At 62.5% G+C, this 24,169-nt stretch carries 26 protein-coding genes and 1 other RNA gene; 18 read left to right on the top strand and 9 right to left on the bottom strand.

Features of this window, described 5'->3' with window-relative positions:
- Positions 1–477: LGFP repeat-containing protein (locus PY310_RS10400; protein ID WP_419095467.1), on the top strand; the 477-nt coding region annotated here is incomplete at its 5' end.
- A gap of 26 nt (positions 478–503) precedes the next feature.
- The gene (locus tag PY310_RS10405; RefSeq protein ID WP_275214315.1) at positions 504–734 is read left to right on the top strand and encodes an LGFP repeat-containing protein; all 231 of its coding nucleotides are present in this window, start codon (positions 504–506) and stop codon (positions 732–734) included.
- A 366-nt stretch (positions 735–1,100) separates the two neighbouring features.
- Here PY310_RS10405 and PY310_RS10415 read toward each other — a convergent pair whose 3' ends face one another.
- Positions 1,101–3,002: a GH25 family lysozyme gene (locus PY310_RS10415; protein ID WP_342755743.1), complete on the bottom strand. Its 1,902-nt coding sequence runs from the start codon at positions 3,000–3,002 to the stop codon at positions 1,101–1,103.
- A gap of 398 nt (positions 3,003–3,400) precedes the next feature.
- The gene (locus PY310_RS10420; RefSeq protein WP_275214316.1) at positions 3,401–4,120 is read right to left on the bottom strand and encodes an LGFP repeat-containing protein; all 720 of its coding nucleotides are present in this window, start codon (positions 4,118–4,120) and stop codon (positions 3,401–3,403) included.
- 327 nt (positions 4,121–4,447) lie between these two features.
- On the opposite strand from PY310_RS10420, the gene PY310_RS10425 reads away from it, so the two are divergent.
- The 15 genes from PY310_RS10425 to PY310_RS10495 all read left to right on the top strand — a co-directional run bounded on the left by PY310_RS10425 (position 4,448) and on the right by PY310_RS10495 (position 18,181).
- Positions 4,448–5,671 carry a TadA family conjugal transfer-associated ATPase gene (locus PY310_RS10425; RefSeq protein ID WP_275214317.1) on the top strand — a complete coding sequence of 408 codons (1,224 nt, stop codon included), beginning with the start codon at positions 4,448–4,450 and terminating at the stop codon, positions 5,669–5,671.
- Positions 5,671–6,525: a type II secretion system F family protein gene (locus PY310_RS10430; protein ID WP_275214318.1), complete on the top strand. Its 855-nt coding sequence runs from the start codon at positions 5,671–5,673 to the stop codon at positions 6,523–6,525. Before PY310_RS10425 ends, PY310_RS10430 begins: the two co-directional genes overlap by 1 nt.
- Positions 6,522–7,463 carry a type II secretion system F family protein gene (locus tag PY310_RS10435; protein ID WP_275214319.1) on the top strand — a complete coding sequence of 314 codons (942 nt, stop codon included), beginning with the start codon at positions 6,522–6,524 and terminating at the stop codon, positions 7,461–7,463. Before PY310_RS10430 ends, PY310_RS10435 begins: the two co-directional genes overlap by 4 nt.
- Before the next feature lie 191 nt (positions 7,464–7,654).
- Positions 7,655–7,849 carry a hypothetical protein gene (locus tag PY310_RS10440; protein ID WP_275214459.1) on the top strand — a complete coding sequence of 65 codons (195 nt, stop codon included), beginning with the start codon at positions 7,655–7,657 and terminating at the stop codon, positions 7,847–7,849.
- A gap of 90 nt (positions 7,850–7,939) precedes the next feature.
- Complete coding sequence (locus PY310_RS10445; RefSeq protein WP_275214320.1) at positions 7,940–8,284, top strand: TadE family protein; 345 nt, start codon at positions 7,940–7,942, stop codon at positions 8,282–8,284.
- A 46-nt stretch (positions 8,285–8,330) separates the two neighbouring features.
- Complete coding sequence (locus PY310_RS10450) at positions 8,331–8,768, top strand: hypothetical protein (protein ID WP_275214321.1); 438 nt, start codon at positions 8,331–8,333, stop codon at positions 8,766–8,768.
- An 88-nt stretch (positions 8,769–8,856) separates the two neighbouring features.
- Positions 8,857–9,270: a pilus assembly protein TadG-related protein gene (locus PY310_RS10455; protein WP_275214322.1), complete on the top strand. Its 414-nt coding sequence runs from the start codon at positions 8,857–8,859 to the stop codon at positions 9,268–9,270.
- 64 nt (positions 9,271–9,334) lie between these two features.
- Positions 9,335–10,450, top strand: a complete 1,116-nt coding sequence (gene prfB, locus PY310_RS10460) for a peptide chain release factor 2 (RefSeq protein ID WP_275214323.1) — start codon at positions 9,335–9,337, stop codon at positions 10,448–10,450.
- A 188-nt stretch (positions 10,451–10,638) separates the two neighbouring features.
- Complete coding sequence (ftsE, locus tag PY310_RS10465) at positions 10,639–11,430, top strand: cell division ATP-binding protein FtsE (RefSeq protein WP_275214324.1); 792 nt, start codon at positions 10,639–10,641, stop codon at positions 11,428–11,430.
- On the top strand, positions 11,427–12,341 hold the full coding sequence (ftsX, locus tag PY310_RS10470) for a permease-like cell division protein FtsX (RefSeq protein WP_275214325.1): 915 nt from the start codon (positions 11,427–11,429) through the stop codon (positions 12,339–12,341). Before ftsE ends, ftsX begins: the two co-directional genes overlap by 4 nt.
- Positions 12,342–12,368: 27 nt before the next feature.
- The gene (locus tag PY310_RS10475; RefSeq protein ID WP_275214326.1) at positions 12,369–13,811 is read left to right on the top strand and encodes a peptidoglycan DD-metalloendopeptidase family protein; all 1,443 of its coding nucleotides are present in this window, start codon (positions 12,369–12,371) and stop codon (positions 13,809–13,811) included.
- Positions 13,812–13,898: 87 nt separating this feature from the next.
- The gene (gene smpB, locus PY310_RS10480) at positions 13,899–14,369 is read left to right on the top strand and encodes an SsrA-binding protein SmpB (RefSeq protein WP_255768224.1); all 471 of its coding nucleotides are present in this window, start codon (positions 13,899–13,901) and stop codon (positions 14,367–14,369) included.
- A gap of 101 nt (positions 14,370–14,470) precedes the next feature.
- Positions 14,471–14,842, top strand: a transfer-messenger RNA (tmRNA) gene (gene ssrA / locus PY310_RS10485).
- A gap of 566 nt (positions 14,843–15,408) precedes the next feature.
- On the top strand, positions 15,409–16,899 hold the full coding sequence (locus PY310_RS10490; protein WP_275214327.1) for a polysaccharide deacetylase family protein: 1,491 nt from the start codon (positions 15,409–15,411) through the stop codon (positions 16,897–16,899).
- Positions 16,900–17,200: 301 nt separating this feature from the next.
- On the top strand, positions 17,201–18,181 hold the full coding sequence (locus PY310_RS10495) for a S1C family serine protease (protein ID WP_275214328.1): 981 nt from the start codon (positions 17,201–17,203) through the stop codon (positions 18,179–18,181).
- Between the two features lie 3 nt (positions 18,182–18,184).
- Here PY310_RS10495 and PY310_RS10500 read toward each other — a convergent pair whose 3' ends face one another.
- From PY310_RS10500 to PY310_RS10525, 6 genes are all read right to left on the bottom strand, one after another.
- A complete protein-coding gene (locus tag PY310_RS10500) occupies positions 18,185–18,319 on the bottom strand; it encodes a hypothetical protein (RefSeq protein ID WP_275214329.1) in 135 nt (44 codons plus the stop codon).
- Between the two features lie 82 nt (positions 18,320–18,401).
- On the bottom strand, positions 18,402–18,770 hold the full coding sequence (locus tag PY310_RS10505; protein ID WP_275214330.1) for a hypothetical protein: 369 nt from the start codon (positions 18,768–18,770) through the stop codon (positions 18,402–18,404).
- Between the two features lie 69 nt (positions 18,771–18,839).
- Positions 18,840–19,235: a fluoride efflux transporter FluC gene (locus PY310_RS10510; protein ID WP_275214331.1), complete on the bottom strand. Its 396-nt coding sequence runs from the start codon at positions 19,233–19,235 to the stop codon at positions 18,840–18,842.
- Positions 19,232–19,630, bottom strand: coding sequence for a fluoride efflux transporter FluC (locus PY310_RS10515; RefSeq protein WP_275214332.1), 399 nt, complete (start codon positions 19,628–19,630; stop codon positions 19,232–19,234). Before PY310_RS10515 ends, PY310_RS10510 begins: the two co-directional genes overlap by 4 nt.
- A 15-nt stretch (positions 19,631–19,645) precedes the next feature.
- A complete protein-coding gene (locus PY310_RS10520; RefSeq protein ID WP_275214333.1) occupies positions 19,646–20,371 on the bottom strand; it encodes a metal-dependent transcriptional regulator in 726 nt (241 codons plus the stop codon).
- A 31-nt stretch (positions 20,372–20,402) separates the two neighbouring features.
- Positions 20,403–21,161: a class I SAM-dependent methyltransferase gene (locus tag PY310_RS10525; RefSeq protein WP_275214334.1), complete on the bottom strand. Its 759-nt coding sequence runs from the start codon at positions 21,159–21,161 to the stop codon at positions 20,403–20,405.
- Between the two features lie 116 nt (positions 21,162–21,277).
- On the opposite strand from PY310_RS10525, the gene PY310_RS10530 reads away from it, so the two are divergent.
- Positions 21,278–22,666: an MFS transporter gene (locus tag PY310_RS10530; RefSeq protein WP_275214335.1), complete on the top strand. Its 1,389-nt coding sequence runs from the start codon at positions 21,278–21,280 to the stop codon at positions 22,664–22,666.
- A 28-nt stretch (positions 22,667–22,694) separates the two neighbouring features.
- Here the strand turns inward: PY310_RS10530 and PY310_RS10535 are convergent, their stop codons facing one another.
- On the bottom strand, positions 22,695–24,134 hold the full coding sequence (locus tag PY310_RS10535) for an aminotransferase class V-fold PLP-dependent enzyme (RefSeq protein ID WP_275214336.1): 1,440 nt from the start codon (positions 24,132–24,134) through the stop codon (positions 22,695–22,697).
- Positions 24,135–24,169 lie beyond the last annotated feature (35 nt).

Consider the following 24,169-nt stretch of genomic DNA (forward strand, 5'->3'; position numbering starts at 1 on the left):
ACTGGGAGTAGACCCCACCCAGGACATGGTGCCGGCCCCGAGCACACCAGCGAAGGGCCGGTACCAAGTCCTCAGAATCTCAGTACCAACTACCCAGACCAGCAGTTCCAACAACAGCTATCTGCCACCCAGAACCGTGACCTCGGCTACCCGACGTCAGACGAGTACTCACCGATGGCCGGTGGCGTTATGCAAGACTTCCAGTTTGGCAAGATCTCCTGGAACCCCGTCACGGGATCCAGAATCACCAAAGGAGGCATCGGTGTCACCTGGGACAAGGTTGGTGGTCCGCTCAGCGGGCTCGGATACCCCACGACGGACGAATACGCCACGGCCAACGGAGGCGTCACTCAAGCCTTCCAGTTCGGGCAAATCGTCTGGTCTCCTGCCCCTGGCCCCCGCTTCATCAAGGGCGGAATCGGTGCAACGTGGATCAATGTCGGCGGCCCAGAGCCCACTTGGATACCCCACCTCTGACGAAGTCGGCGGACTCGTCCAGGGCGGTGCAAAACAGTACTTCCAGGGCGGGGAAGTTATGGTCTCCGGCAGCAGGTGCCCGCGTTGTTACCGGTGGCATCTGGGCCGCCTGGGTTGGCCATGGCTCCGAAGGCGGGCGCTTGGGCTACCCGACCACCAACGAGTATGCAGTCGGTGGTGGAGGCTACGCGCAGGATTACCAAGGCGGCCGCATCACCTGGCGCCCCGGTAATCTCACTGTCGAGTGGGCGAAGTAAGGGCTGCATCCAGGCTTCCTCGTAGCAGTTTCGGCGGCTCGGAGGTACTGCTTAGATACGCGACGAGCCAAGGAATGCCCCGCTACCCAAAAGGGTGGCGGGGCATTTCCACGCAATCTGTCAGCGTGTAAAGCTGGTCTTGGGTCAAGACTAGCTGCACGCTTCAGGCGTCCATCTAAGGGATGGAAGGACACCACGCAGCGACGAGGACCATGCACCCTAAGCCAGGATGTGGCGGATTGGGCTCACTCAACGGTCTTGCATAGCGGCAGCACCAACAGTCAATGGTCAGAAATGCTCTGAATCGCACTCGGACGTCACTTCCCTGAGACGGCTGGCTACCTACGACGCCTATCCGCGGCACTGTCAGCGACGGTAGACGCTCACTCCAGTTGTCGGCGTCCAGATCAGTGACCCTCCCTGGAAGTCCTGCCGACATTCACGTGAAGAGTTGCAGTATTCGTCAGTGTAGGGATACCCGAGCCAGCCGTTTTCGAAGTTTTGACTCGCCCAAACGTACCGAATCGATCCGAAGGGGCTGAAGTGGGCTCCAGTGGCGGATGACCAGATCGTTGAGCCGCCCTGGAAGAACTGGTAGCAGCCGCCGTTCTTCAGGCCACATGCTTCATTGCTGACCGGATATCCGGTCTGGCCATTCTCGGAACCCAGGCGCTGGAAGCTTGAACGAATTGCACCTGCAGCGACGGCGTAGGCTCCGGATGAGGGCGACCAGTAGATGTCACCACCTTGAAACGTCTGCACGCATCCTGAAGCTGCATATCCGCAAACCTGGCCCGAAGTCGGGTAACCTAAGACCCCGTTTTCGAAGCCCATCGCCGCGTAGCGGTCCCGGATTGGACCAGCAGGGCTGATCTGAATGCCTGTGCCGGTCCAGATAATGGCGCCTCCCTGGAACATCTGATAGCAACCGCCGCCTTTTAGTCCACATATTTCAGGTCCCAAGACTGGATAGCCCAAAGGCCCGTTCTCGGATCCGGACCGCTGATAAGTGCCACGGATTGCTCCGTCCCGTATTGCGTGGGCGCCAGTGGCCGGAGACCACTGGATCGATCCGCCTTGGAAGATCTGGTAACAGCCATTGTTGACCAGTCCGCACGCTATCGGCCCCCAAGGATTCCCAATCCAGGACTTGGAGGCTTGGTATTCCTGGCTGAAGGCTGCTTCGATGTTTTCCCCGGAGCGCGCAAAGCGCTGGAGCGATGCGTAATCTCCGTTCCATACGTTCGAGTCACCTGCGAAAGGACCCGTGCTGCTGTACTGCCAGATGCTATAGGTGCTCCAGCTGGCTGTGGGAACCGGTCCTGCAATGTTGGTGGGGGAGCTTGGGTAGGCAGCAACCCAAAGGGGATAGTCGCCAAAACCGGCCGGATTACCTAGGCATTGATTCCACCAACTCGTGTTGGTGTAGATGACCGGAAGCCGACCCGTAAGCGACTGCATGGTGTTGCCGAAGTCCCTCACCCACGATTGGAGCTTGCCCGGCGACATGTTGTAGCACGTGTTGCCAAAGTAGAAACCATCGATGGTCCGGCCTTCATAGGGGTTGAACTCGAAGTCCAGGACGGGCGGCATGGTATATCCGTCAGCAGACCAGCCGCCGCCGTTTTGTACAAAGTAACGGGCTTGATCCGCTCCCGAGGACCAGTTCGGAATAGCAAAGTGGTACGCACCGCGGATCATCCCGACATTCCTGGAGCCCCGGTATTGCGAGCCGTACGACGGGTTGGTGTAGTAGTTACCTTCCGTGGCCTTTACGTAGGCGAACCTTGAGCCCATGTTCCACTGCTGCTGCCAGTCCACGCTAGGCTGATGTCCACTGACGTCCAGACCTTGGACCCCAAACGTCGGCATCCAGGTGCCTTCGGTTGACAACGACTCCGTGCTAAGCCGCCCAGCGGAATTGGAGGGAGTCGATGCTGTGACGCGGGCGGACCGCTGTCCCATTTCGGCTCCGCCGACTCCAACCGCTTCCGCCATAGACTGCGCAGCCTCTGCCGTGGGAGGGGCAGATTGTGTCGCCGTTGGTGCTATCTTCTCGGGGGTTGGGGGCGCTGACGATGTTGCCGGGGAGGGTGAACCAGTCGCGGAGCTAGTACTTGCGCCAGCGGCTGCGGTGGGCGTAGGGGCAGGTTCGGCGGCGGTCGCAACGCCCGCCAGTCCTGGACCCGCTGCCAGACTGGCAGCCAGAAGAGCTATCCCCAACGACATCAATGCGGGGCGACGGGACTGAGACGGGTTCCGCTTCATTTTTGCTCCGGAGACAATGTGGCGCTCCGCCGAGCGCTCATTTGGTTGCTGCTTTGATGACTCCCCCAGGGAGGCATCAAGCAGGTGGTATTTCGACAATTAACGCGCCCACCATAGCACTGGAGTTACAGATGCAACTAGTGGTTCAGTTGTTGCTGATGTGATTGCTATCCAGCGAATGTTGGGCCAGCTACTTGCAGGGTTCCCGGCGAAACGTTACTGATTGCTCCAACGGCAGTGCGCCAGGCGCGCACTTTCAGTTGCCACAACGGTGTCTACCTTCGCTTGGCGGCCCCGATATTAACGGCCGCGTTGTGCTGGGAGCGTGGGTGGCACCGGACGCTGGCACGATTGGCCGCTGATGAGCGGCCAATCGATGCTGTAAGCGCAGACTACGGTTAGTACCGGTCAGTCCAGATTCTTCCGTTGGACCAATAAATGATGCCGTCTTCAAAGCGCTGAGCACGAGTTGATGCATTCACTGAATATTCATCGGTTACGGGACGGCCCATGTAGAAGTAGCCACCGCCACGCTCGTATTCCCATCGAATGGCTCCCTGCAGCAGCCGGGTTCCGTATTGAGATGTGAAGTAGAAGGTTCCACCTTGGAAAGCTTGGACAGCGCCCCCTGCGTACCAATACGTCTCATCCGATACCGGATAGCCGGCCACCCCGGTCTGGCCACCCTTGTTCCACCATGCCTCCCGGATGCCGGCTCCAATATAGTGCAGGCCAATCTGAGGCGTATAATACATGGTTCCGTTCGTGAAGTGCTGTGCGATGGCACCGCCGCCTAACGGTTCCTCGTCTCGAATGGGCCAGCCCGCTTCATGGCCGGCGTACCACTTATTCTCGATTGCGCCCCACAGTGGATGCGCTCCACCCACCGGTGACCAGAAGATGATCCCCCCTTGAAAATCCTGCTGGGCTCCGCCGGTTACTGGGTACTCGTTCCAGAGCGGCAGCCCTAACGGTGATGAGGACCCGCCAATGGACGAATATTTTGCGCCGATTGCGCCAACCACTGCCGGCGCGTAGGCTCCCGCTGCGGGACCGATGCCCGAAAGAACAATCGCAGCCGCAGCTGCAATCGCTAATTTAGCCTTTAACTTCTTCATATTCTCCCCATTGCAATTCGTGAGTCGTCAGCCCAGTGGGGCTGACGACTCATTATGCGGGAAGTTTCAATGGCCGCACTAACCTCGTCCACGAAACGATCGAGTATCTACGCCACACGCGTCGCCGCACCTTGTCAGAGATGTAAAGACTTCTGAAATCTAGAGTCAGTTGCAAAGTTCGCCCGTGGCATCTTGAGCACATGCTCAGCACGCCCCGAATAATTATCCACAGCGCCCGAGATATGACTTGGCAGCTTGTTGTAGGTTCCTTAGGCTTTATCCAGTTGCACTGCCTCCGCCGGGGGCGGCAGTTGTATTGGGGAACATATGGACGCGCTGGGAATTGTCGAGGACGAAGTCCGCGAGCTTATTCGTCGTCGAGGACTTGATCCGCTTCGTCAGGTGGGAGAAGTCCGCCGCCTTGTAGAGGCAGCAGTCAGTGACTACGACGAGCGGGCCCTGATGGGTCCGCTTCCTCCTATTGGCCCTTTGGATGCGGCACGCAAGTTCCTTTTTGATGCTGTGGCCGGATTCGGCGTGCTTCAGCCACTCTTGGACGATCCAAGCATCGAAGAAGTCTGGATCAACACCCCCAACGAAATCTATATAGCAAGGAACGGCGAATCCGAGCTAACCTCCCTTAGCCTGACGGAGCAACAGGTGCGGGACCTGGTGGAGCGAATGCTCAAGAGTTCCGGCCGTCGCCTGGACATGTCATCGCCCTTCGTTGACGCTGCACTGCCCGATGGCTCCAGGCTCCACGTTGTCATTCCGGATGTTACCCGCCGCCATTGGGCAGTGAACATCCGCAAGTTTGTGGTGAAGGCCAGCCGCCTTGAGCACCTGATCGAGTTGGGGACTCTGACGCCGCAGTCCGCCCGGTTCCTTGGCGCGGCCGTTTCCAGCGGACTGAACATTCTTGTTTCTGGCGCCACCCAGGCGGGCAAGACCACCATGCTTAACTGTCTGGCGGCGAGCATCGGCAGCCGCGAGCGGGTGATCACCGTTGAAGAGATCTTTGAACTCCAGTTTCCGCTTCGGGACGTGGTGGGTCTCCAATGCCGCCAGCCCAATCTCGAAGGCGAAGGGGAGATTCCCTTGCGCAGGCTGGTTAAAGAGGCGCTCCGGATGCGGCCGGACCGTCTTGTGGTGGGAGAAGTTCGCGAGGCCGAGAGCCTGGACATGCTGATCGCCTTAAATAGTGGCCTGCCAGGGATGTGTTCCGTTCATGCGAACTCTGCGCGTGACGCCGTGACGAAAATTTGTACACTTCCTCTGCTGGCCGGAGAGAATATCTCCTCGGCGTTCGTCGTGCCAACGGTGGCATCCTGCATCGACCTTGTGGTGCACTGCAGCAGGCACGCCAACGGGCGAAGGCAAGTTACCGAGATACTCTCTCTCGGCAAGCGAGTGGAGAACGGCATCATCGAGTCGTCAATGGTCTTCGCGCTGGCGGACGGACAACTGCAGCCGCGGGCTAGCGCGATGCCGGCTGCCGAAAAGTTCGCCCGGGCAGGCTATGACGTCGCGGCGCTGCTGGAGCCGCGCTGATGGCGCCGCTATTCGGGGTGCTTGCCGGCACGGGTCTGTTTCTTATCTGGTGGTCGTTCTGGGAAAAGCCAACGTTGGTGAAGCGTCGACCGAGGGTCAGCCGCATCGGTGACCTCCTGGCTGCCGCCGGGATCGAGAAAGTCACTGCCGGTGGACTCGTCGCCTCCTGTTTGGGGCTTGGCATTTTTGTGGCGCTGGTCTTCGTCCTAATTTCCAGGTCGTGGCCCATGTCCGTTTGTTTCGGGCTGTTTGGCGCTTGGCTTCCCATCAGTGTCGTGCGCTGGCGCGCGCATAAGAGGACTGCTGTGTTGCGCCAGCTCTGGCCGGACGTGGTGGATCATCTTCGATCTGCCATCCGCGCCGGTCTTTCCCTGCCCGAGGCTCTCATCCAGCTGGGAGAAAACGGGCCGGAAGAACTCCGCCACATATTCCGGGACTTCGGCGCCGATTACCGTGCGGGGGGCCAATTTGAGGGCTCTCTTAACAGGCTCAAGGACCGCCTGGCGGATCCTGTCGCGGACCGGATCATCGAGGCCCTTCGACTGACCCGCGAGGTGGGCGGTTCAGACCTGGGTAAGCTACTGGGCACACTTGCCGAATTCCTTCGCGAGAACGCCAGAACCCGCAGCGAACTGGAGGCCCGGCAGTCCTGGACAGTCAACGCCGCCCGGCTGGCAGTTGCGGCACCTTGGATTGTCATGCTCCTTTTGGCCACCCGCCCGGAAGCCGTCAACGCTTACAACACACCCATGGGGGCAGGAGTCCTCCTGGGCGGTTTGGTGGTCTCCCTCGTCTGCTACTCCATCATGTTGCGCATCGGCGCCCTTCCCCAGGATCAGCGGGTGCTCCGATGAGTGGCCAGCTGGCAGCAGCTATGGTTTGCGGCATAGTCCTCGGCGTTGGATTGTGGCTGGTGTTCGTCAGGTTGCCATTCATGCGTCCCCTCACCTTCGTAGAGCGCATTGAACCGCAGTTGAAGTCGCAGAACCTTGAATCCCGGCTGCTCCGGCCCAGTAGCCAGAACGCCACTCCTTTCGGTCCTTTGGAACGGATCGTGCGTCCGCTGCTTCACGATGGATTCACAGCCCTCGGCAGGCTCAACCTTGGGTCAAGAGCACTGATCCGCCGGCTGGCGCAGGCCGGAATCAATAAATCGCCAGTCGATTTCCGGGCAGAACAATTGCTCTGGGCGGCCGCCGCGTTTGTGACAGCGCTGGCACTGGTAGTTCTCTCCGCTGCGGCCGGGCGCTTTAGTCCGTTCCTTGCGGTGGTGGCCGTACTGGGGAGCGGCCTTAGCGGATTCCTCCTCAGGGACTTTTGGTTGGGCGTCCAGATCAGCAGGCGTCAGGCCCGGATGATGACTGAGTTTCCCAGCCTGGCAGAGCTGATGGCGCTTGCTGTCGGTGCCGGAGAGAGCGCGACGGGAGCCTTGGATCGTGTCTGCCGCAGTGCAAACGGGGAACTGGCCAAGGAATTTTCCAAGATCCTCGCGGAGACCAGGGCGGGCAAACCCCTGGTTGAAGCGCTTCAGGAGTTTTCCGCCCAGACAGACCTTGGCCCGCTCGTGCGATTTGTCGATGGCATCGTCGTCGCGGTGGAGCGTGGAACACCTCTGGCTGATGTCCTGAGAGCACAGGCCCAAGATGTCCGGGACACGGCAAAACGGGACCTGATGGAATCGGCCGGCAAGAAAGAAATCGCCATGATGGTGCCCCTGGTTTTCGGGGTCCTTCCCTTAACCGTGGTGTTCGCAGTGTTCCCGGGCATCGCTGCCATAAGCCTGGGGCTGTAGCCATGAGTGTTACTCAACTGTCAGATATCAACCAACACGCTTTGCCTACTCGATCGCCGCGTCACTTACAGAATGGGACCGAAATGAAAAAACTGGGACTTTCCATCAGCTTGTTATTTCTTACCTTGCTGGCCAGCTTCGGGGCGTGCGACAGCCCTGCAGTGCGATCGAGACGCCGCTCCTGGAAGCGGATCCATCCCCGGGCCGCGGAGCCCACGGCTGACGAACGGCGACGCCATTCTTCTGACCATCCTGAACGGGGCGACGTCCCCGGCTGGGTCATGATCACGCTGATGTCCGCCGTCCTTGTGGCGGCCTTGCTCGCCCTGGCGGGACCGGCCCTGGAGGCGATGTTTAATCAGGCCATGGAGAAGGTCGGAAACTAAGGCATGCTCGTCGCTGGCCCTGGCAGTTCCGGTCGGTTTTCTCCCGTCGCGGGAGGCGACCGGCGCGCGGCGGAACGAGGATCCGCCATAGTGGACTTTGTCCTGGTAGGCGGCCTGCTCACCATGTTCTTCCTGGCCATCATCCAACTGGCGTTGGTCCTGCACGTTCGCAACACCCTGATTGATGCGGCGGCGTCCGGCGCACGTTATGGAACACTCGCAGACCGCGGCGCCGGCGACGCGCAGGAACGCGCTGCCCTCCTGATCGGCACGTCGCTGAACGGCGAATTCGCTCAGGACATCAGCACTGCCGAAGTGATGTTTCAAGGCATGCGAACCCTCGAGATCACCATCAGGGCGCCGATGCCCGTCATCGGGCTAATCGGCCCGCGGGACCTTCTGGAGGTAAAGGGCCATGCCGCCATCCAGCCGTAAAGATCGCCGGGCCTGCGCATACGCCTGGGCTCGTCTGAGGTGCAGAATGCAAGCGGCCCTCGCCGAGGAGGACGGAGAAGAGGGGAGCGCCGTCGTTGAGTTCACGTTTCTGGCGTTGCTCCTGATGGTGCCTTTGGTGTATTTCATTATCACTGTGGGCCAGATCCAGGGCGCATCCTTTGCGGTAGTGGGTGCTGCAGACCAAGCCGCAAAAGTTTTTGTTGCCCAGCCGAACGCCGATGCAGCGCAGGCCGCAGCCGAGCAGGCCGTACTCCTCGCCCTCGCAGACTTCGGTCATGACACCACTTCGGCCCGCGTCTCAACGCGATGCGATCCCGCGGACTGCCAAGCCGCTGGAACGGCAGTGACAGTCACTGTGAATCTGAGCGTGGCGTTGCCATTCGTACCCTTTAACGAAGACTTCAGGCTAGAGGCCAGTGAAGTTGAAGCATCATCCACTCAGCTGGTCGGCAGGTTCAGGTGACGGCAGCATGAACACTCCCACCGCCTCCGGGACGGTTCCGAGCGGAGCCACCGCGACCAGACTTGAACCGCCAATACAAGACGGACAAATGACCGTGATGATTATCGGCTACGTGACGCTCGCCTTGCTTGTGGTCAGTGTCGTCATCGGAATCTCCAGCGTCTATCTCGAACACAAGAGGCTGCTGTCCTTGGCCGACGGCGCCTCGCTTGCTGCCGCGGACAGCTACACACTGGGTGAGGTTGGGGGAGCAGGCGGAAGTCCTTCGGCCTTCCTCGGTTCCGAGCGCGTCCGCAATGTGGCCTCGGACTTCGTCGCCCGTTCGCCGGCGTCAGCCCGCTTCGACGGGCTGGCCGTGACGCAGGCGACCGGCAGCCCTGACGGTTCCACCGCCGTAGTCGTGCTCAGTGCCATGGTCCATCCGCCTGTGGTGAATTTTTTAGTGCCGGACGGGATCCGGATCGAAGCTGCATCCACGGCGCGTTCCCGTCTCAGCAGGTGAGTCGCTGCTGCGGACCGGCCGGGTACCCGGCACTCCCGGCCGCATAGCGTAGGCTTAAACAACCATGGCCAATATTGATTTTTCCGCAGAAATCCGCGCCCTTCGCGCCACGTACAACTCCATCGAACGCGTCAGCGATGTCGAGGCACTGAAGGAAGACATCGCCGAACTGAGCGAACGGGCTGGCGAGCCTGACCTGTGGGATGATCCTGCCGCCGCCCAGAAGATCACCTCCCGGCTCTCGCACAGGCAGTCCGAGCTGGAACGGCTGAACAAGCTGGTCTCGCGGATTGATGACCTGGAAGTTCTGGTGGAACTCGGCCAGGACGAGGACGACGCCGACTCCATGGGCGAAGCGGCCGCCGAACTTGAGTCGATCCGGAAGTCCCTTAAGGAACTGGAAGTGGTGACGCTGCTTTCAGGTGAGTACGACGAACGCGAGGCAGTGGTGTCCATCCGGGCCGGAGCCGGTGGAGTGGATGCCGCAGACTTCGCCGAAATGCTGATGCGCATGTACCTTCGCTGGGCTGAACGGCACGGGTACCCCACCACGGTAATGGACACCTCCTATGCCGAAGAGGCGGGCCTTAAATCCGCAACATTCGAAGTCAAGGCGCCGTACGCGTTCGGGACACTCAGTGTCGAAGCCGGAACGCATCGACTGGTGCGGATCAGCCCCTTCGACAACCAAGGCCGCCGGCAGACTTCCTTCGCTGCCGTCGAGGTCATTCCGCTCATCGAGTCCACGGACTCCATCGACATTCCGGACAACGAGATCCGCGTGGACGTGTTCCGCTCCTCGGGCCCCGGCGGTCAGTCTGTTAACACCACTGACTCCGCCGTGCGCCTCACTCACATCCCTACCGGCACCGTGGTGTCCATGCAGAACGAGAAGTCCCAGCTCCAGAACCGGGCAGCCGCCATGCGCGTGCTGCAGTCCCGCCTCCTTCTGCTGAAGAAGGAGCAGGAGGACGCCGAGAAGAAGGCCTTCGCCGGAGACGTCAAGGCATCCTGGGGCGACCAAATGCGCTCCTACGTCCTGAACCCTTACCAAATGGTCAAGGACCTCCGCACCGAACACGAAGTCGGCAACACGTCCGCAGTTTTCGACGGCGAGATTGACGACTTTATCGACGCCGGGATCCGCTGGCGGACCGACAACCGCAACGCCGCGAAATAGCACCTGGCCGCCCCAGGCCGTCCGGCACCGCCGCCGCCAACCCGCGACACACCCCTGAAACCCCCGAAATCCGGCAAACGGACTGCGTATAGTCAAGGGGCCGGGGCCTCTAATTCCCCAAACGAATGCCCGCGCGCCGGCTGCAGATCTGGGCTGCACTAGCGGTGCCCTGCAGGGTAATTAGGGCCATGATCCGATTCGATAATGTCACCAAGGTCTACGACCAGACGGCCCGGCCTGCGCTGGACGACGTCAGCCTGGAAATAGACCGAGGTGAATTCGCTTTCCTCGTGGGCGCTTCCGGATCCGGGAAGTCCACCTTCCTCCGGCTGGTCCTTAAAGAAGACCGGGCCTCGTCCGGTGCCGTCTACGTGGCCGGACAAAACGTCGCTAAGATCTCCAGCTGGCGCGTGCCCAGGCTCCGGCGCGGAATCGGCGTGGTCTTCCAGGACTTCCGCCTGCTCCCGCAAAAGAACGTGTTCGCCAACGTCGCCTTCGCCATGCAAGTCATCGGCAAGAGCCGCAGCGTCATTCGCGACACAGTGCCCGAGGTCCTGAAAACCGTGGGTCTGGACGGCAAGGAAAACCGCCTTCCGCACGAACTCTCCGGCGGCGAGCAGCAGCGTGTGGCCATTGCCCGCGCGGTCGTCAACCGCCCGGGCATCCTCCTCGCCGATGAGCCCACAGGTAACCTCGATCCCACCACCTCAATGGGGATCATGGGCGTGCTGGACAAGATCAACCAGAACGGCACAACGGTGGTCATGGCCACCCACGATGATGACATCGTCAACGAGATGCGCAAACGCGTGGTCGAGCTCAAGAACGGCGTCGTCATCCGCGACGAGGCCAAAGCGCTGTACACCTCCATGATTCCCGTGGTGGGACAGTCACGCAGGCTGCGGGACGCCAGCGGCCGGGACGAAGTGCCGCCTGCCGCAGGGGACCGCCAGCCAGGTGAAGGGGAGGGGCAGCGATGAGGCTCGCGTTCATTCTCGGCGAGATTGGCAGCGGCCTGCGCCGCAACGTCTCCATGGTGGTCTCGGTAATCCTGGTCACCTTTGTCTCCCTGACGTTCGTGGGTGCCGCCGGCATGCTTCAGCTTCAGATCAACCAGATGAAGGGCTACTGGTACGACAAAGTCCAGGTCGCCATTTTCCTCTGCAGTGACGGTTCGACGGCGGCCGGTTGCGCCACGGGGCCCGTCACCCCCGAGCAGCAGGACAATCTGCAGACCCTGCTGAAATCACCTTCCGTGGCGCAGTACGTCAATGACTTCCAGTTCGAGTCCAAGGAAGAGGCCTACAAGCACTTCAAGGACCAGTTCTCCAACTCACCGATCGTTGATTCGGTCACGCCGGACCAGCTTCCGGCTTCCTTCCGGATCAACATGAAGGATCCGGAAAAGTACCAGATCATCAGTGAGACGTTCTCGTCGCAGCCGGGTGTCGAAACGGTCATCGACCAGCGCCAGTTGCTGGAGAGGCTGTTTTCGGCAATGAATGCGGCGTCACTCGTGGCCGTGAGTATCGCCGGCGTCATGATTGTCTGCGCCATCCTCCTGATCGCGACCACCATCCGCCTTTCCGCCTTCAGCCGGCGCCGGGAAACCGGAATTATGCGTTTGGTGGGCGCCTCCAAGATGGTCATCCAGCTGCCGTTCATCCTCGAGGGCGTGATCGCTGCCGTCATTGGCGCGGCTCTGGCCTCCGGAACGCTGTGGGCCGTTGCCCATTTCTTCCTCGGGGAGTATCTGTCCAAGCAGTATCCCGACACCGCGTTCATCTCGCCCGGCCAGACCCTCATTCTTGCGCCGGCCCTGCTGATCCTTGGCGGATCTTTGGCTGGAATTTCGTCTCTCTTGACCTTGCGCAGATATTTGAAGGTTTAGGCTGTGCAAACCGACCAAGGAATCCTGATGAACGTATTGCACCGAACTGCGCCCCGCCACCGGGCCGAACAACCGGCAAGCACAGTCGCGGCACAGGCACGCCGCCGCACCGGCTTGATGAGCAGCGTTATGGTACTGCTCCTGGCGGTCAGCCTCGGCGCGTCAGTCCCCGTCGCGCACGCCGACGAGCTGGACGACAAGCGCGCAGCCCTCGAAGCCGAGGCAGCACGCGTGCAGCAGTCGCTGGAGTTCGTGGATTCCCGCATCGCGAAAGCAGCAGGGGACCTGGTGATTTACCAGGGACAGCTGCCCGGAGCCCAGCAGGCACTCCTTGATGCCCAGGGCCGCGTGGCGGGTGCGGTCAAGGAGGTTGAAGCCCTGACCGCGCGGGTGGACCTGGCTCAGCAGAACAAAGCCAAGATCACACAGCAGCTCGACGCGGATAAGCAAAAGATTGCTGACACCAAGAAGCTGATCGGCCAGATCGCCACCCAGGCATACAAGTCGGGGGGAGTGCCATCGAACCTGACCCTGTTCTTCGGGGCCAACAACGGCGGCAGTCTCACCCAGACCATGGACCTCGCGGACCAGGCAATGCGCAGCCAAAACGCCGCCATGGACAAACTGTCACAACAGAGTGCCACGAACGTGAACTCACAGGCGAGGCTTGAAGCTGTCGAAGGCGAGATCAGGGACCTCAAAGCCAAAGCCGATGCCGCCCTGGAACGGGAAAAAGCCGCCCGCGATGAGGCTGAAGCCAAGAAGGCGCAGGTTGATCAACTGATCGCCGACACCACACGCCTCGACGCGGAACTCCAGGCTGCCAAGCCTGGCATCCAAAGCCAGATGGCTGCAGTTTCGGCCAGCCAGAATGCTGTGGCCAACGAGATCGCCGAACGCGACCGCAGGCTCCGCGAAGCATGGGAAGCAGAGCAACGCCGGATCGCCGAAGCGGCCGCCGCGGCTGCCGCCGCCAAGGCCGCCGCACAGGGACAGGCCCCGCCGCCGCAGGTACCATACGCACCGGTGACCGGTTCGCCGTCGGCCTTTGGCTTACGGCATCCGTTCTCGGGTGACGTGCCCATCACCTCCGGCTTCGGCTGGCGCTCAACCCCGCCCGGCACCATCGACTTCTACGGACAGGGAGGCTACGTCCACACGGGCATCGACTTCGGCGCTGCCTGCGGCACCCCCGTCTACGCTGCGGCCGCGGGCGAGGTCTTCTCCTCAGGCTGGAATTCCGCGGACGGAGGCGGCTGGCGGGTGAAGATCTCACACGGTGTCGTTCAGGGCAACTCCCTGACCACGATCTACTACCACAACAGCAGCATCGTAGTCTCGAACGGCCAGCAGGTATCGCAGGGGCAGCTCATCGCCTACTCGGGCAGCACCGGAAACTCAACCGGCTGCCACGCGCACTTCGAAACGTGGCTCAACGGCGCTGCTGTCGACCCTATGCGGTTGCTGTAACCATAGTCCGCGGCTGCCGTACACTGGTATGACTCCGCGCCGGACCGGCCGGAGCCAACCAGGATCCAAGAACTGAGGAGTTCCACCGTGCCCAAAGAAAGTGGCCGTAAAGTGGTGGCCACCAACCGCAAGGCCCGGCATGACTATCTCGTGCTTGACACGTATGAGGCCGGAATTGCCCTGATGGGCACCGAAGTGAAGTCCCTGCGCGAAGGCCACGCATCCATGGTGGACGGGTTCTGCACCTTCTACAACGATGAGTTGTGGATGGAGGGAATTCATATCCCTGAGTACAACCAGGGCAGCTGGACCAATCACGCAGCCCGGCGCCGGCGTAAACTCCTGCTCCACAGGGAGGAGCTCATCAAGATCTCCCACAAAGTCAGGGAGTCCGGTTTTACCATCGTTCCCCTCCAGCTCTACTTCGTGGACGGCCGGGCCAAGGTGGAAATCGGCGTTGCCCGCGGTAAGCGTGAATACGATAAGCGGCAGACGCTCCGGGAACAGCAGGACAACCGGGAAGCATTGCGAGCCATGCGCGAACGCAACCGCCGCTAGCGGGCGGTCAGGCTGGAATGATTTGTGGGGGACATGCGTTATAATGGGTAGTCCGGCAGGGATGGTGTTCACACCGACCAGCCGGTTTGGTAACAAAATACGGGGATGATCGGTTTCGACGATGTTAGTCGCGACAGGTGAAGCGGGCCGAGGATGCAGAATTATCTCGTAAACGCTGTCTGCAAAACAATAAGTGCCAAATCTAACGATCGCACTGACTTCGCTCTTGCTGCCTAAGCAGTAAGACAGTCCGTCAGCCCGAGGTTGCTATTGCCCCGGAACCTGGCGTCATTTAGATAGCCACTGCTGCTTACCCCCGTCATCGGGGTGAGCGGGACTCTTAGATGACTGGGCCCGGATCGGCCAGCTGTTTGCAGCATGGCCGGGGCCGAGAAAATCCGACGCAAACTGCGCCCGGAGAAGCCCTGACAACACGACATCGGACGGGGGTTCAATTCCCCCCATCTCCACATTTTGTGGTGAGTCGAGGCATCCTTCACGGATGAGTCGAGTCATCGGAAACGCCCCGGTCTTCGGACCGGGGCGTTTTTCTTTGCCCGGATTCCGGGTCCCGGAATGGACGGCCGACCGCCCGGTTCCCTCGCCAGCGACCGGCGCCCCCGCCAGCGCCCGACCGTCTGAGCAGGTCCGCAGTTGCCCAGGCAGGGCCGGGCGCCCAAACCGCGGTTTTTCCCGATCGATAATCTTTTGGCAGCGGCACTTGCAAGTAACCACCCGTGACAAAACAGGTAGTGGCTACTCTCGCTGCACGGGCCGGTCGCCCACTAGCGTGGCTGCATTGCACGACTCCGGACGGCCAAGCCTGCCCTGGCGCAGGTGAGGAATCCGTGCCGGGCCGGGCAGATCCGTCCACCAGCACCGGATGCCACGGAACAGAAGCGAGGGCAAGATGGAAATTAATAATCACGTTCGGGTGCTGGGGAGCACCCGGCGGAGCAGGCCTGACCATGAAGGCTCGTTGGAGCCGCCTACGATCCGACGCCCCCGACGTCGAGCAGGAAGATCGTCTCCCACGTGGTTGACCGTTCCAGTCACTTTGGCGCTCGTGTTCGGCGGGGTCTCGCTCTGGTCCGGTCCCGCTGCCCAGGCCGCGACCGGTGGCATGATAAGTGTCACGTTCGATGACGGTTGGGCCAGCCAGTTCAACAACGCACTGCCCATCCTGAAGAAATATGCCGTTCCCGCCACGATGTACATTTACACGCAAGGGATTGGCGATGTTCCGGCTTACATGACGGAGGACCAGATCCGGGCGTTTGCAAGCCGTGGCGACGAGATTGCGTCCCATACCGTTAGCCACGCGGACCTGACCAAGATCACCGCGGCTCAGGTGGAGACCGAACTTTCGCAGAGCAAAGTCACGTTGCAGCAGAAGTTCGGCCCTTCAGCTGCAATAGATTTCGCCACCCCTTACGGGGCGTCCAGCGCGGCGACCACGGCAGCGGTGAAGAAATACTACGCTACCCAGCGCAACACCGATGGCGGATTCAACGCCGCCGCCGGCTTCGATCCCTATAACATTCTTGTTCAGAACGTCGTTGACACTACAACCGCCGTCACAGTGCAGGGATGGATAAACGAGGCGAAGACCACCGGTAAGTGGCTGGTCCTGGTCTACCACGAGGTCGGGGCAAGCCTCGGTGGAGATGTCTATCATGTGGACACGGCCTTGCTCGATGCTCACATGGCGGCAGTGAAGAACAGCGGACTACCCATGGTCACGGTCCGCAAGGGCGTCGAGGCCTTGACCTCTACGACCACCCCGCCACCGCCGACAACACCGCCGCCCACAACACCGCCACCCACAACGCCGCCGCCGACAATTCCGCCACCCACGACGCCGCCGCCCTCGACGACACCGGCAGCGGCCACGACTGCGATAAACGCGGTAGCGGCAGCAAACCTGATGCTGGGAGCGCCGTCCGGCAACATCGTCTGCGGACTGGTTAGCGGCGGCTGCTACCGGATGTATCAGGCGGGTGCCATCAATTGGTCCCCGGCTACCGGTGCGCACTACACGCTCGGTGGAATCCGTCAGGAATGGGCCTCCACCGGGTTTGAAGGTGGTCTACTTGGGTATCCGACTTCGGATGAAGTTGGAGGACTGGTCAATGGCGGCGTTTACCAGATGTATCAAAGGGGTGCCATCAATTGGTCCCCTGCCACTGGTGCACACTACACGCTCGGTGCAATCCGCCAGGCATGGGCCTCAACCGGGTTTGAAGGTGGCCTACTTGGGTATCCGACTTCGGATGAAGTTGGAGGACTGGTCAACGGTGGCGTTTACCAGATGTATCAAAGGGGTGCACTTTATTGGTCCCCTGCCAGTGGCGCGCACTACTCTGTGGGTGCAATCCGCCAAGCATGGGCTGCCACCGGCTTCGAAAGGGGACGTCTTGGGTACCCACTCAGCAATGAATACGTCTCCGGGAGCAGTGTGGTCCAGGACTATCAAGGTGGCCGCATCAGCTGGAGCGCGGGCGGAGGCGCTGCCGTCATTTACAAATGACGCTGAGCTCATCCGAAGGCTCAACCACTTTCGCGTCTGAAGGGGGACCTAAGCGAAAAGGTGCTCTGACCAAGGGAAATATTGGTACCCAACCCGATACATCCCTGTCGGAAAGGGCACCTTTTCCATGCCCCGGCTGCCAGGGTTGTGAACCCATCCCGGCCGCCGCAGCCAAACCCTGTTCACCCACGGCGTAGCCGGTGCGGGACTACGAAAACCCCAACCGTGGTTGTCCCCAGTAAGATCCGGCAGCACCAAAACCCGGCAGCCGGACTGAACACAGGCAGCCAGGAGGTGCGCCATGGAACCGGCCCGTGAACCCCGCAATGAAGAGTACGACGACGGTGCGCTGGATGTGTATTCGGCCACAGTGATGCGCGTGGCTGAGACCGTCACACCGCACGTTGCGGCCATTGAGATGACCAGCAACCGGCGGAACGGCCGTTTCCGTGTGGGCGCGGGCTCGGCAGTGCTGTTCACCGAAGACGGTTACCTGCTGACAAATTCGCACGTGGTGGCAGGCACCCATCAGGGCCATGCCGCTTTTGCCGACGGTAGCCGGACGGACCTTGAACTGGTGGGAGCGGACCCGTTGTCCGATCTTGCAGTGGTCCGCGGACGGGCGCCGAAAGTTGCTCCGGCACAGTTCGGGGACGCGGAAACGCTGCGGGTGGGTCAGTTGGTCATCGCCGTCGGAAACCCGCTCGGACTGGCAGGTTCAGTGACCGCGGGCGTGGTCAGCGGCCTGGGCCGGGCCATCCCGGTGTGGCAAGGCAGCAACCGCCGGGTGATTGAGGATGTCATCCAGACAGACGCCGCACTCAATTCGGGAAGCTCCGGCGGAGCACTCGCTGATTCGCACGGACGGATCGTGGGCATCAATACCGCAGTAGCCGGCGCCGGGCTGGGCCTGGCAGTACCCATCAACTCGACAACGCGGCGGATCATTTCTGCGCTGCTGAAGGACGGCCGCGTCCGGCGTGCCTATCTGGGCGTGGTGAGCACTCCGAGCAGGCTGAGCGCCAGTGCCGTGATCAGGACCGGTCAGCGGGACGGGCTCAGAGTGGTGGAAGTCCTGGCCGGATCCCCTGCCGACCGCGCCGGCCTGCAGGCGGGCGACATCATCATGACAGCCGGAAGCCGCCCCGTCAGCAACGCTGAAAGCCTGCAAAAGCTGCTGTTCGCTGATGCGATCGGCAAGCCGCTGCCGGTCAGCGTGCTGAGGGACGGCAAGGAACTGGACTTGGTGGCCGTACCGGAAGAAATGGCGGATAACGGATGACCGCTACCGGCGCTTCTTCAGGTGCGCCACGGGATCCTGTGCGCCTTCAGGATTCTTGGCCTTCTTCTCGGCCCGTTTTTCCTTGATCGTCTTAACAGGCTTTTTGTTCAGCTGCTGGTGCGGTGTTTTGTCCGGCATGGCGTGCTCCTTACGACAGGGGGACGGGCTACGTCCCACTTCGTAAAATACGCCTTATCCGGGCGGAAGGAAATGCCCCGGATCAGGCCGGAGCGGGCACGTCTGCGATACCCACAAAGCGGGTGCCGACGCCGTCGAATTCGCTCCGGATGAAGCCTGCCTGAGCCTTCGGCACCTCGGCGGGGGAGTGATGTTCGCACACAACGTAGGTGAACTCCGGCCACCATTTCTTGGGCCGGGCCGCTTCCTCATACCCGCAGACGGCGCATTCCAAATGGACCCAGACGGGGCGCTTACCCGTGCGGTTGGCCCGCGACTGGACCAGCCATGCCGGCGGGTTGTCCAGGATCTCGCCCAGCTCGGCCTCGGAAAGGCGTTTGGGGATGCCATGGCGCTGCGCCATTTCCATCGGTACATCAAGGGCAATTGCCGCGTCGCGTCTGCTAATCATCAGAGTCAACAATACGGGACCGCGCCAAACCGGACGCCGTTCGCCATCGATGCCAAGGGTGCAGCCCGCCTATGAAGCCAGGGCTATGCCCACTGCCGCCGCAGCAGCCCCGGCGGCCAGATTGGCACCGATGTTGAGGGCTGCGGCACCGAACCGTGCTTCGCTCAGGAGCCGCACGGTCGCAGTGGTCCAGGAACTGAACGTGGTCAGGCCGCCCGCAAGCCCGGTAGCGACGGCGGTCTGCCACTCGGGTGCCATGCCGAGCTTTCCGGTAACGCCGATGGACAGCCCGATGATGAGGCATCCGACGACGTTGACCACCAACGTGGCCCATGGCCAGTGCCGCGGTGTGCCGGTGCTGCCGATGGTCTGAAGGTGGGTACGGTGGGCGAACCAGCTGTCGACGGCGAAGCGCAGCAGCGCACCTGCCACACCAAATACTCCCACCAGGAGCGCCCCGGTCACGATGCCACCCGGTCAGCCACGAGCCGGCCCGTCCGCCAGCCGCCGGCCGCAGCCCCCAGGCCAAGCAGCAGCGACAGCCCCAGATAGACCAGCCACACGGGATGCTCCCCGGCCCGGGACAGGTGGTCAATCGAGAAGACCACTGCCGAGAACGTGGTGAAGGAACCCAGCAGCCCGGGGCCCAGACCGGCCCGGAGCCAGAACGCCGTGTGCGGGCGCGCCATCCACAAAGTGGTGAGGGCAGCCAGGACAAAGCTCCCGGCGACGTTGATGGCCAGCGTGGTCCACGGTACGGCTCCGGCAGCGTCCGGAAACGCGAGCCCCAGGCCGTAGCGCAACTCGGTTCCCACAAGCCCTCCCGCGCCCACGGCCAGCCACGCGCGCCATTCAGGCACCCCGCCCTGCTTCACTCAGCGGTCACCGAGGCTTTCACCGAGGCTGCAGCCGGCGTGGGGCCGGTCGGTGTGCACCCACAGTGCGGCCGTGATTTCGTCCGCGAGGTCGTAATCCCGCGCCCTGCCTCCGGTCTGGATCCGCACCACCAGTGCGCCGCCGAACGGCTTGCGCCCCATGACCTCCACATCGGCGTCGAGGTCGATCTCCTCTGCCGCAAGATAGCGGAGCAGGTCGGGGTTGTCGTCACTAATCCGGATGATGCGGCCGGTATGACCGGGATCGAGTTCACCGAGCAGGTGCGCCTCCGGCATCAGGACGGCGCCGTCCGCCGTCGGAATGGGATCACCGTGCGGGTCACGCTCCGGGTTGCCCAACTTCGCTGCCATCCGTTCGATAAAGGTGTCCGATACGGCGTGCTCGAGGAGTTCGGCTTCGTCGTGGACTTCGTCCCAGCTGTAACCGAGTTCCTGGACAAGGTACGTCTCAATGAGGCGGTGGCGGCGGACCATGGCCAGCGCCAGACGGATCCCGGCGGGGGTAAGCGTGACGGCGCTGTACGGCTTGTGGTCCACGAGCCCCTGGTCCTTGAGCTTGCGGACCATTTCCGAGACGGAGGAGTTGGCCACACCCAGGCGCTGCGCCAGCTGCGAAGACGTGATGGGCTTGTCCTGCCACTCCGTGAAACTGTAGATGACCTTGACGTAGTCCTCGATCGAGGAGGAGGGGGCGCTGGTCTTCACGACGTCAAGCCTACCCGGTGCCCCGAAGGCGTCACGCCTTTACCGCCCGCCACGTCAGGGTCAGGTAAGGCAGCCTGACGTCCTCTCCGGTGCCGTGCCCGAGATGCTCGTGGAGGTACCAGTCGAGGTTGGCCAGCACTTTCGCCCGGGTGGCCTCACCGGCACGCAGATAATAGCTGCGCGTCTTGGTCAACTCCATAATGTCCGTGGTGCTGAGGCTGTCCTCCCACCGGGTCACATGGCTTTCCAACCCGGAAAATTCCGGGCCCACCACAGGCCGGAAACCCGGTTTGTAGACGTCCCCGGCGTGCATGATGCGCGATAACCTGTGCACCCAGGGAACCGACGTATCCAGCTGGTTCCAGATCAGTCCCAGCGTCCCGGCCGGCCGCAGAATCCGCGCGAGCTCGGTGCTGGCCGGCAACGGATCGCACCAGTGCCAGGCCTGGGCAACGCTTACGACGTCGAACGCTGTCTCCGGGAGGCCTGTCGCCTCCGCAGTTCCCTGGGTGGCCGCCACCCCGGGATAGTGCGCCCGGAGCTGTTCGAGCATGTCAGCGGACGGGTCAACCGCGGAGACGGTGAGGCCACGCTCCAGCAGCAGTGCGGCGAATTTCCCGGTTCCTGCACCCACATCCACGGCGTCCCGGGCCCCTGCCGGGACCACCCAGTCCGCCGAATCGGCAGGGTAGCCCGGACGCACGCGCTGATAATGCTCGCCGCCGTCCTGGAAGCTCTGTCCGAGCTCCAGGCGGCGGCCGTGATCAAGCCTGGGGCCGCCCCGTGCCACGCGTGATCTCCTTCAGCTGATTTCCCTGGATATTCTGCGGATTTAAAACTACCTGATGCCGGCGGACCGCCGCCGTTGCAGCGGCGGTGTTTACTGGAAGAGTGAGTTTCCCTCCGGTGACACGCGTTCAGAGACTGGTCCTTTGGATCTCGGTCCTTGCGTCCTTCGTATCCTTTCTGGACAGCAGTGTCATCAACGTGGCCCTGCCCGCCATCTCCCGTGACCTGGGCGGCGGCCTGACCACCCAGCAATGGGTGGTGGATGCCTACATGATCACTCTGGGGTCCCTGATCCTGCTCGCGGGCTCGCTCTCAGACGTGCTCGGACGGATCCTTATTCTCCGGGCCGGGCTCCTCGGATTCGGGCTGACGTCACTGATGTGCGCATTTGCCCCCACCGCCGAAGTTCTGATCATTTCCCGGGCGCTCCAAGGCATCGCCGGGGCCCTGCTCGTCCCCAGTTCGCTGGCCCTCATCACCTCGCACTTTGACGGGCCGTCCCGGGCCAGGGCCATTGGACAGTGGACCGCCGGTACCACTGTTGCCTTCATCGCCGGACCGCTCGTGGGTGGACTCCTGGTGGATTCTGTCGGGTGGCGCTGGGTGTTTGGCATCAACGTTGCACCGATTGCGGTGACGTTGTATCTCCTGGCGGTGCTTCGCACCCGTGATGTCCGCGAGGCCGGGGTGCGGATTGACTATGCCGGGGCCGTGCTGTGCGTGCTGGGTCTTGCCGGGCCGGTCTATGCCTTGATCGAACAGGCCACCCAGGGGTGGGGAAGCCCGGGCATAGTATGGCCCCTGATCCTGGGAGGCCTCTGCTTTGCGGCGTTCATCTGGCGCCAGGCACGGGTCAAACAGCCGCTCATGCCGCTGAACCTGTTCGCCGTCCGGAACTTTGCGGCAGGAAACCTGGCCACGACGTTCATCTATGCCGCGCTCTCCATCGGCGGATTCATCGTTGTACTTTTCCTGCAGCAGGTGGCCGGATACTCGGCGACCCTCGCCGCGCTCGCGCTGTTGCCGGTCAGCCTGCTCAGCATCTTTCTGTCTTCCTGGTTCGGTTCCCTCGCCGGCCGCCATGGCCCGCGGTGGTTCATGGCTCTCGGACCTGCCGGCGCGGGCCTCGGCTACTTTCTCATGGTGTCATCGCAAACACCGGTCAACTACTGGTCCCAGCTGCTGCCCGGCATCGTCCTCTTCGGGGTGGGGCTCTCGGCAACAGTTGCGCCGCTGACCGCGGCGATACTGGGCTCGATCTCTGAACAGCAGTCAGGCATCGGCTCAGCAGTAAACAATGCAGTCGCCAGGGTGGCGGGCCTGGTGGGCATCGCTCTCGTCGGACTCATCGCCGGGAAGCAGCTGGACCTGGACGGATTCCACCGGGTGCTGATCGCCACCGGCATCCTGCTGGTCATTGGTGGTGCGGTCTCGGCAGCGGGCATCAGAAACCCGGCGCGGACCGCGGCGCCTACAGGCAGCGCCGCTGCCCAGGCCCAGCCGTAGGGCCCGGACGTAGGAGCCAGCCGTAGGATCAGTCGTCGAGGCAGGGCGCGGCCCCGGCAGTGCCGGGTGTATTTGGTGCCCAGTGGGGGTAGGCCCGGGTGTCGTTGGCCGGAACCCAGCGGCCCGAATCCACCACGTAGTCCCAGCCCAGGCCGGCGCGGCGCAGCTGCTCCAGGCCGGCCAGCAGCCGTTCAGCGTCCTCCAGCCGGGACCCCACACCAAAACTTGCCCGCAGCGATCCGGATGGAAGACCCAGGCGCTTCAGCAGCGGGTGCGCGCAGAATCGGCCGTCCCGCAGGCCCACACCGTGCTCTGCCGAAAGATATGCGGCAACCAGTCCTGCGTCGTAGCCGGCCACGGAGAAGTTTACGACGCCGATCGTGTCAGTCCCCGGATCGGTGTCCGAGAAGATCTGGTGGACCGTGATGCCGTCGATCTTCTGCAGTCCCTCCACCAGGAACGACCTGATGGCCGCCTCATGGGCATGCCAGCGGTCCTGGTCCAGGGACGCGATGACCTGGGTGGCGCGGGCCAGCGTGGCCGCACCCAGGACGTTCGGTGAGCCCCCCTCGTGCCGGGCCGGTCCGGTGGCCCAGCTGACGCCGTCGAGCTTTGCCTCCCTGACTGCGCCCCCGCCGGCCAGGTGCGGTGTGCCGGCATCAAGCCAGTCACTTCGTCCAATCAGGACGCCTGACCCGAACGGCGCGTAGAGCTTGTGGCCGGAGAAGGCCAGGTAATCCACGTTGTCAGTGCTGATATCAATGCGCCGGTGCGGTGCGAGTTGCGCGGCGTCCACCACAATGCGTGCCCCGTATTGGTGGGCCAGGTCGGCGAGGACACCGATCGGAAGGATCTCACCGGTGACGTTGGAGGCGCCGGTGACAGCGAGCAGGCTGACCCGGCCCTCCTGAAGTTCGGCGCGGAGGGCTTCGACGGTTCCGGCGATGGTGGGTGCAGCCACTACGCTGCGGTGCGGAACACCCTGCCACGGCAGAAGGTTGGCGTGGTGCTCGATGTCCAGGTACAGGACGTCCCCGGCGAGCCGGCCGTCCGTGTGCGGCAGGCAGCCGGCGAGAAGATTCAGTGAGTCGGTGGTGTTGCGGGTGAAGATGACGGAGTCGTCCGGCCGCCCGCCCACGAAGTCCCGCACGATGTTCCGGGCGTTCTCGTAGACGGATGTGCTGAGCTGCGACGCGTAGCCGGCACCGCGGTGCACACTGGCGTAGAACGGCAGGATCTCGTTGAGGTAGGCCGACACGACGGACAGGGCAGGAGCTGACGCGCCGTAATCGAGGTTGGCGTAGCGAACCTGCCCGCCCTGGATCAGCGGCGCCTGAATTTCAGCGCCGGTGACGGCGGCGAGGGGGCGTCCGGCACTCGCTGCGCTTTCACCCGCAGCTGCTGCGGCACGGCTGTTCTGGACGGTATGGCTGTTCTGGACGGCGGGGGAGACGGTGGCAGTTGTCACGGAGACCTCACTTTAAAAGGACTCCCGGTGCCGGG

Origin of the sequence: Pseudarthrobacter naphthalenicus, from assembly GCF_029076445.1 — a bacterium.
GTDB classification, from domain to species: domain Bacteria; phylum Actinomycetota; class Actinomycetes; order Actinomycetales; family Micrococcaceae; genus Arthrobacter; species Arthrobacter naphthalenicus.

Excerpts from the sequence above, each read along its gene's own strand:
- ftsX (WP_275214325.1), top strand. The coding sequence starts at position 11,427 with ATGAGGCTCGCGTTCATTCTCGGCGAGATTGGCAGCGGCCTGCGCCGC.
- prfB (WP_275214323.1), top strand. The coding sequence starts at position 9,335 with ATGGCCAATATTGATTTTTCCGCAGAAATCCGCGCCCTTCGCGCCACG.
- PY310_RS10505 (WP_275214330.1), bottom strand. The coding sequence starts at position 18,770 with ATGATTAGCAGACGCGACGCGGCAATTGCCCTTGATGTACCGATGGAA.
- PY310_RS10450 (WP_275214321.1), top strand. The coding sequence starts at position 8,331 with ATGCAAGCGGCCCTCGCCGAGGAGGACGGAGAAGAGGGGAGCGCCGTC.
- ftsE (WP_275214324.1), top strand. The coding sequence starts at position 10,639 with ATGATCCGATTCGATAATGTCACCAAGGTCTACGACCAGACGGCCCGG.
- PY310_RS10475 (WP_275214326.1), top strand. The coding sequence starts at position 12,369 with ATGAACGTATTGCACCGAACTGCGCCCCGCCACCGGGCCGAACAACCG.
- PY310_RS10495 (WP_275214328.1), top strand. The coding sequence starts at position 17,201 with ATGGAACCGGCCCGTGAACCCCGCAATGAAGAGTACGACGACGGTGCG.
- PY310_RS10500 (WP_275214329.1), bottom strand. The coding sequence starts at position 18,319 with ATGCCGGACAAAACACCGCACCAGCAGCTGAACAAAAAGCCTGTTAAG.
- PY310_RS10420 (WP_275214316.1), bottom strand. The coding sequence starts at position 4,120 with ATGAAGAAGTTAAAGGCTAAATTAGCGATTGCAGCTGCGGCTGCGATT.
- PY310_RS10425 (WP_275214317.1), top strand. The coding sequence starts at position 4,448 with ATGGACGCGCTGGGAATTGTCGAGGACGAAGTCCGCGAGCTTATTCGT.
- PY310_RS10435 (WP_275214319.1), top strand. The coding sequence starts at position 6,522 with ATGAGTGGCCAGCTGGCAGCAGCTATGGTTTGCGGCATAGTCCTCGGC.
- PY310_RS10455 (WP_275214322.1), top strand. The coding sequence starts at position 8,857 with ATGACCGTGATGATTATCGGCTACGTGACGCTCGCCTTGCTTGTGGTC.
- PY310_RS10415 (WP_342755743.1), bottom strand. The coding sequence starts at position 3,002 with ATGAAGCGGAACCCGTCTCAGTCCCGTCGCCCCGCATTGATGTCGTTG.
- PY310_RS10430 (WP_275214318.1), top strand. The coding sequence starts at position 5,671 with ATGGCGCCGCTATTCGGGGTGCTTGCCGGCACGGGTCTGTTTCTTATC.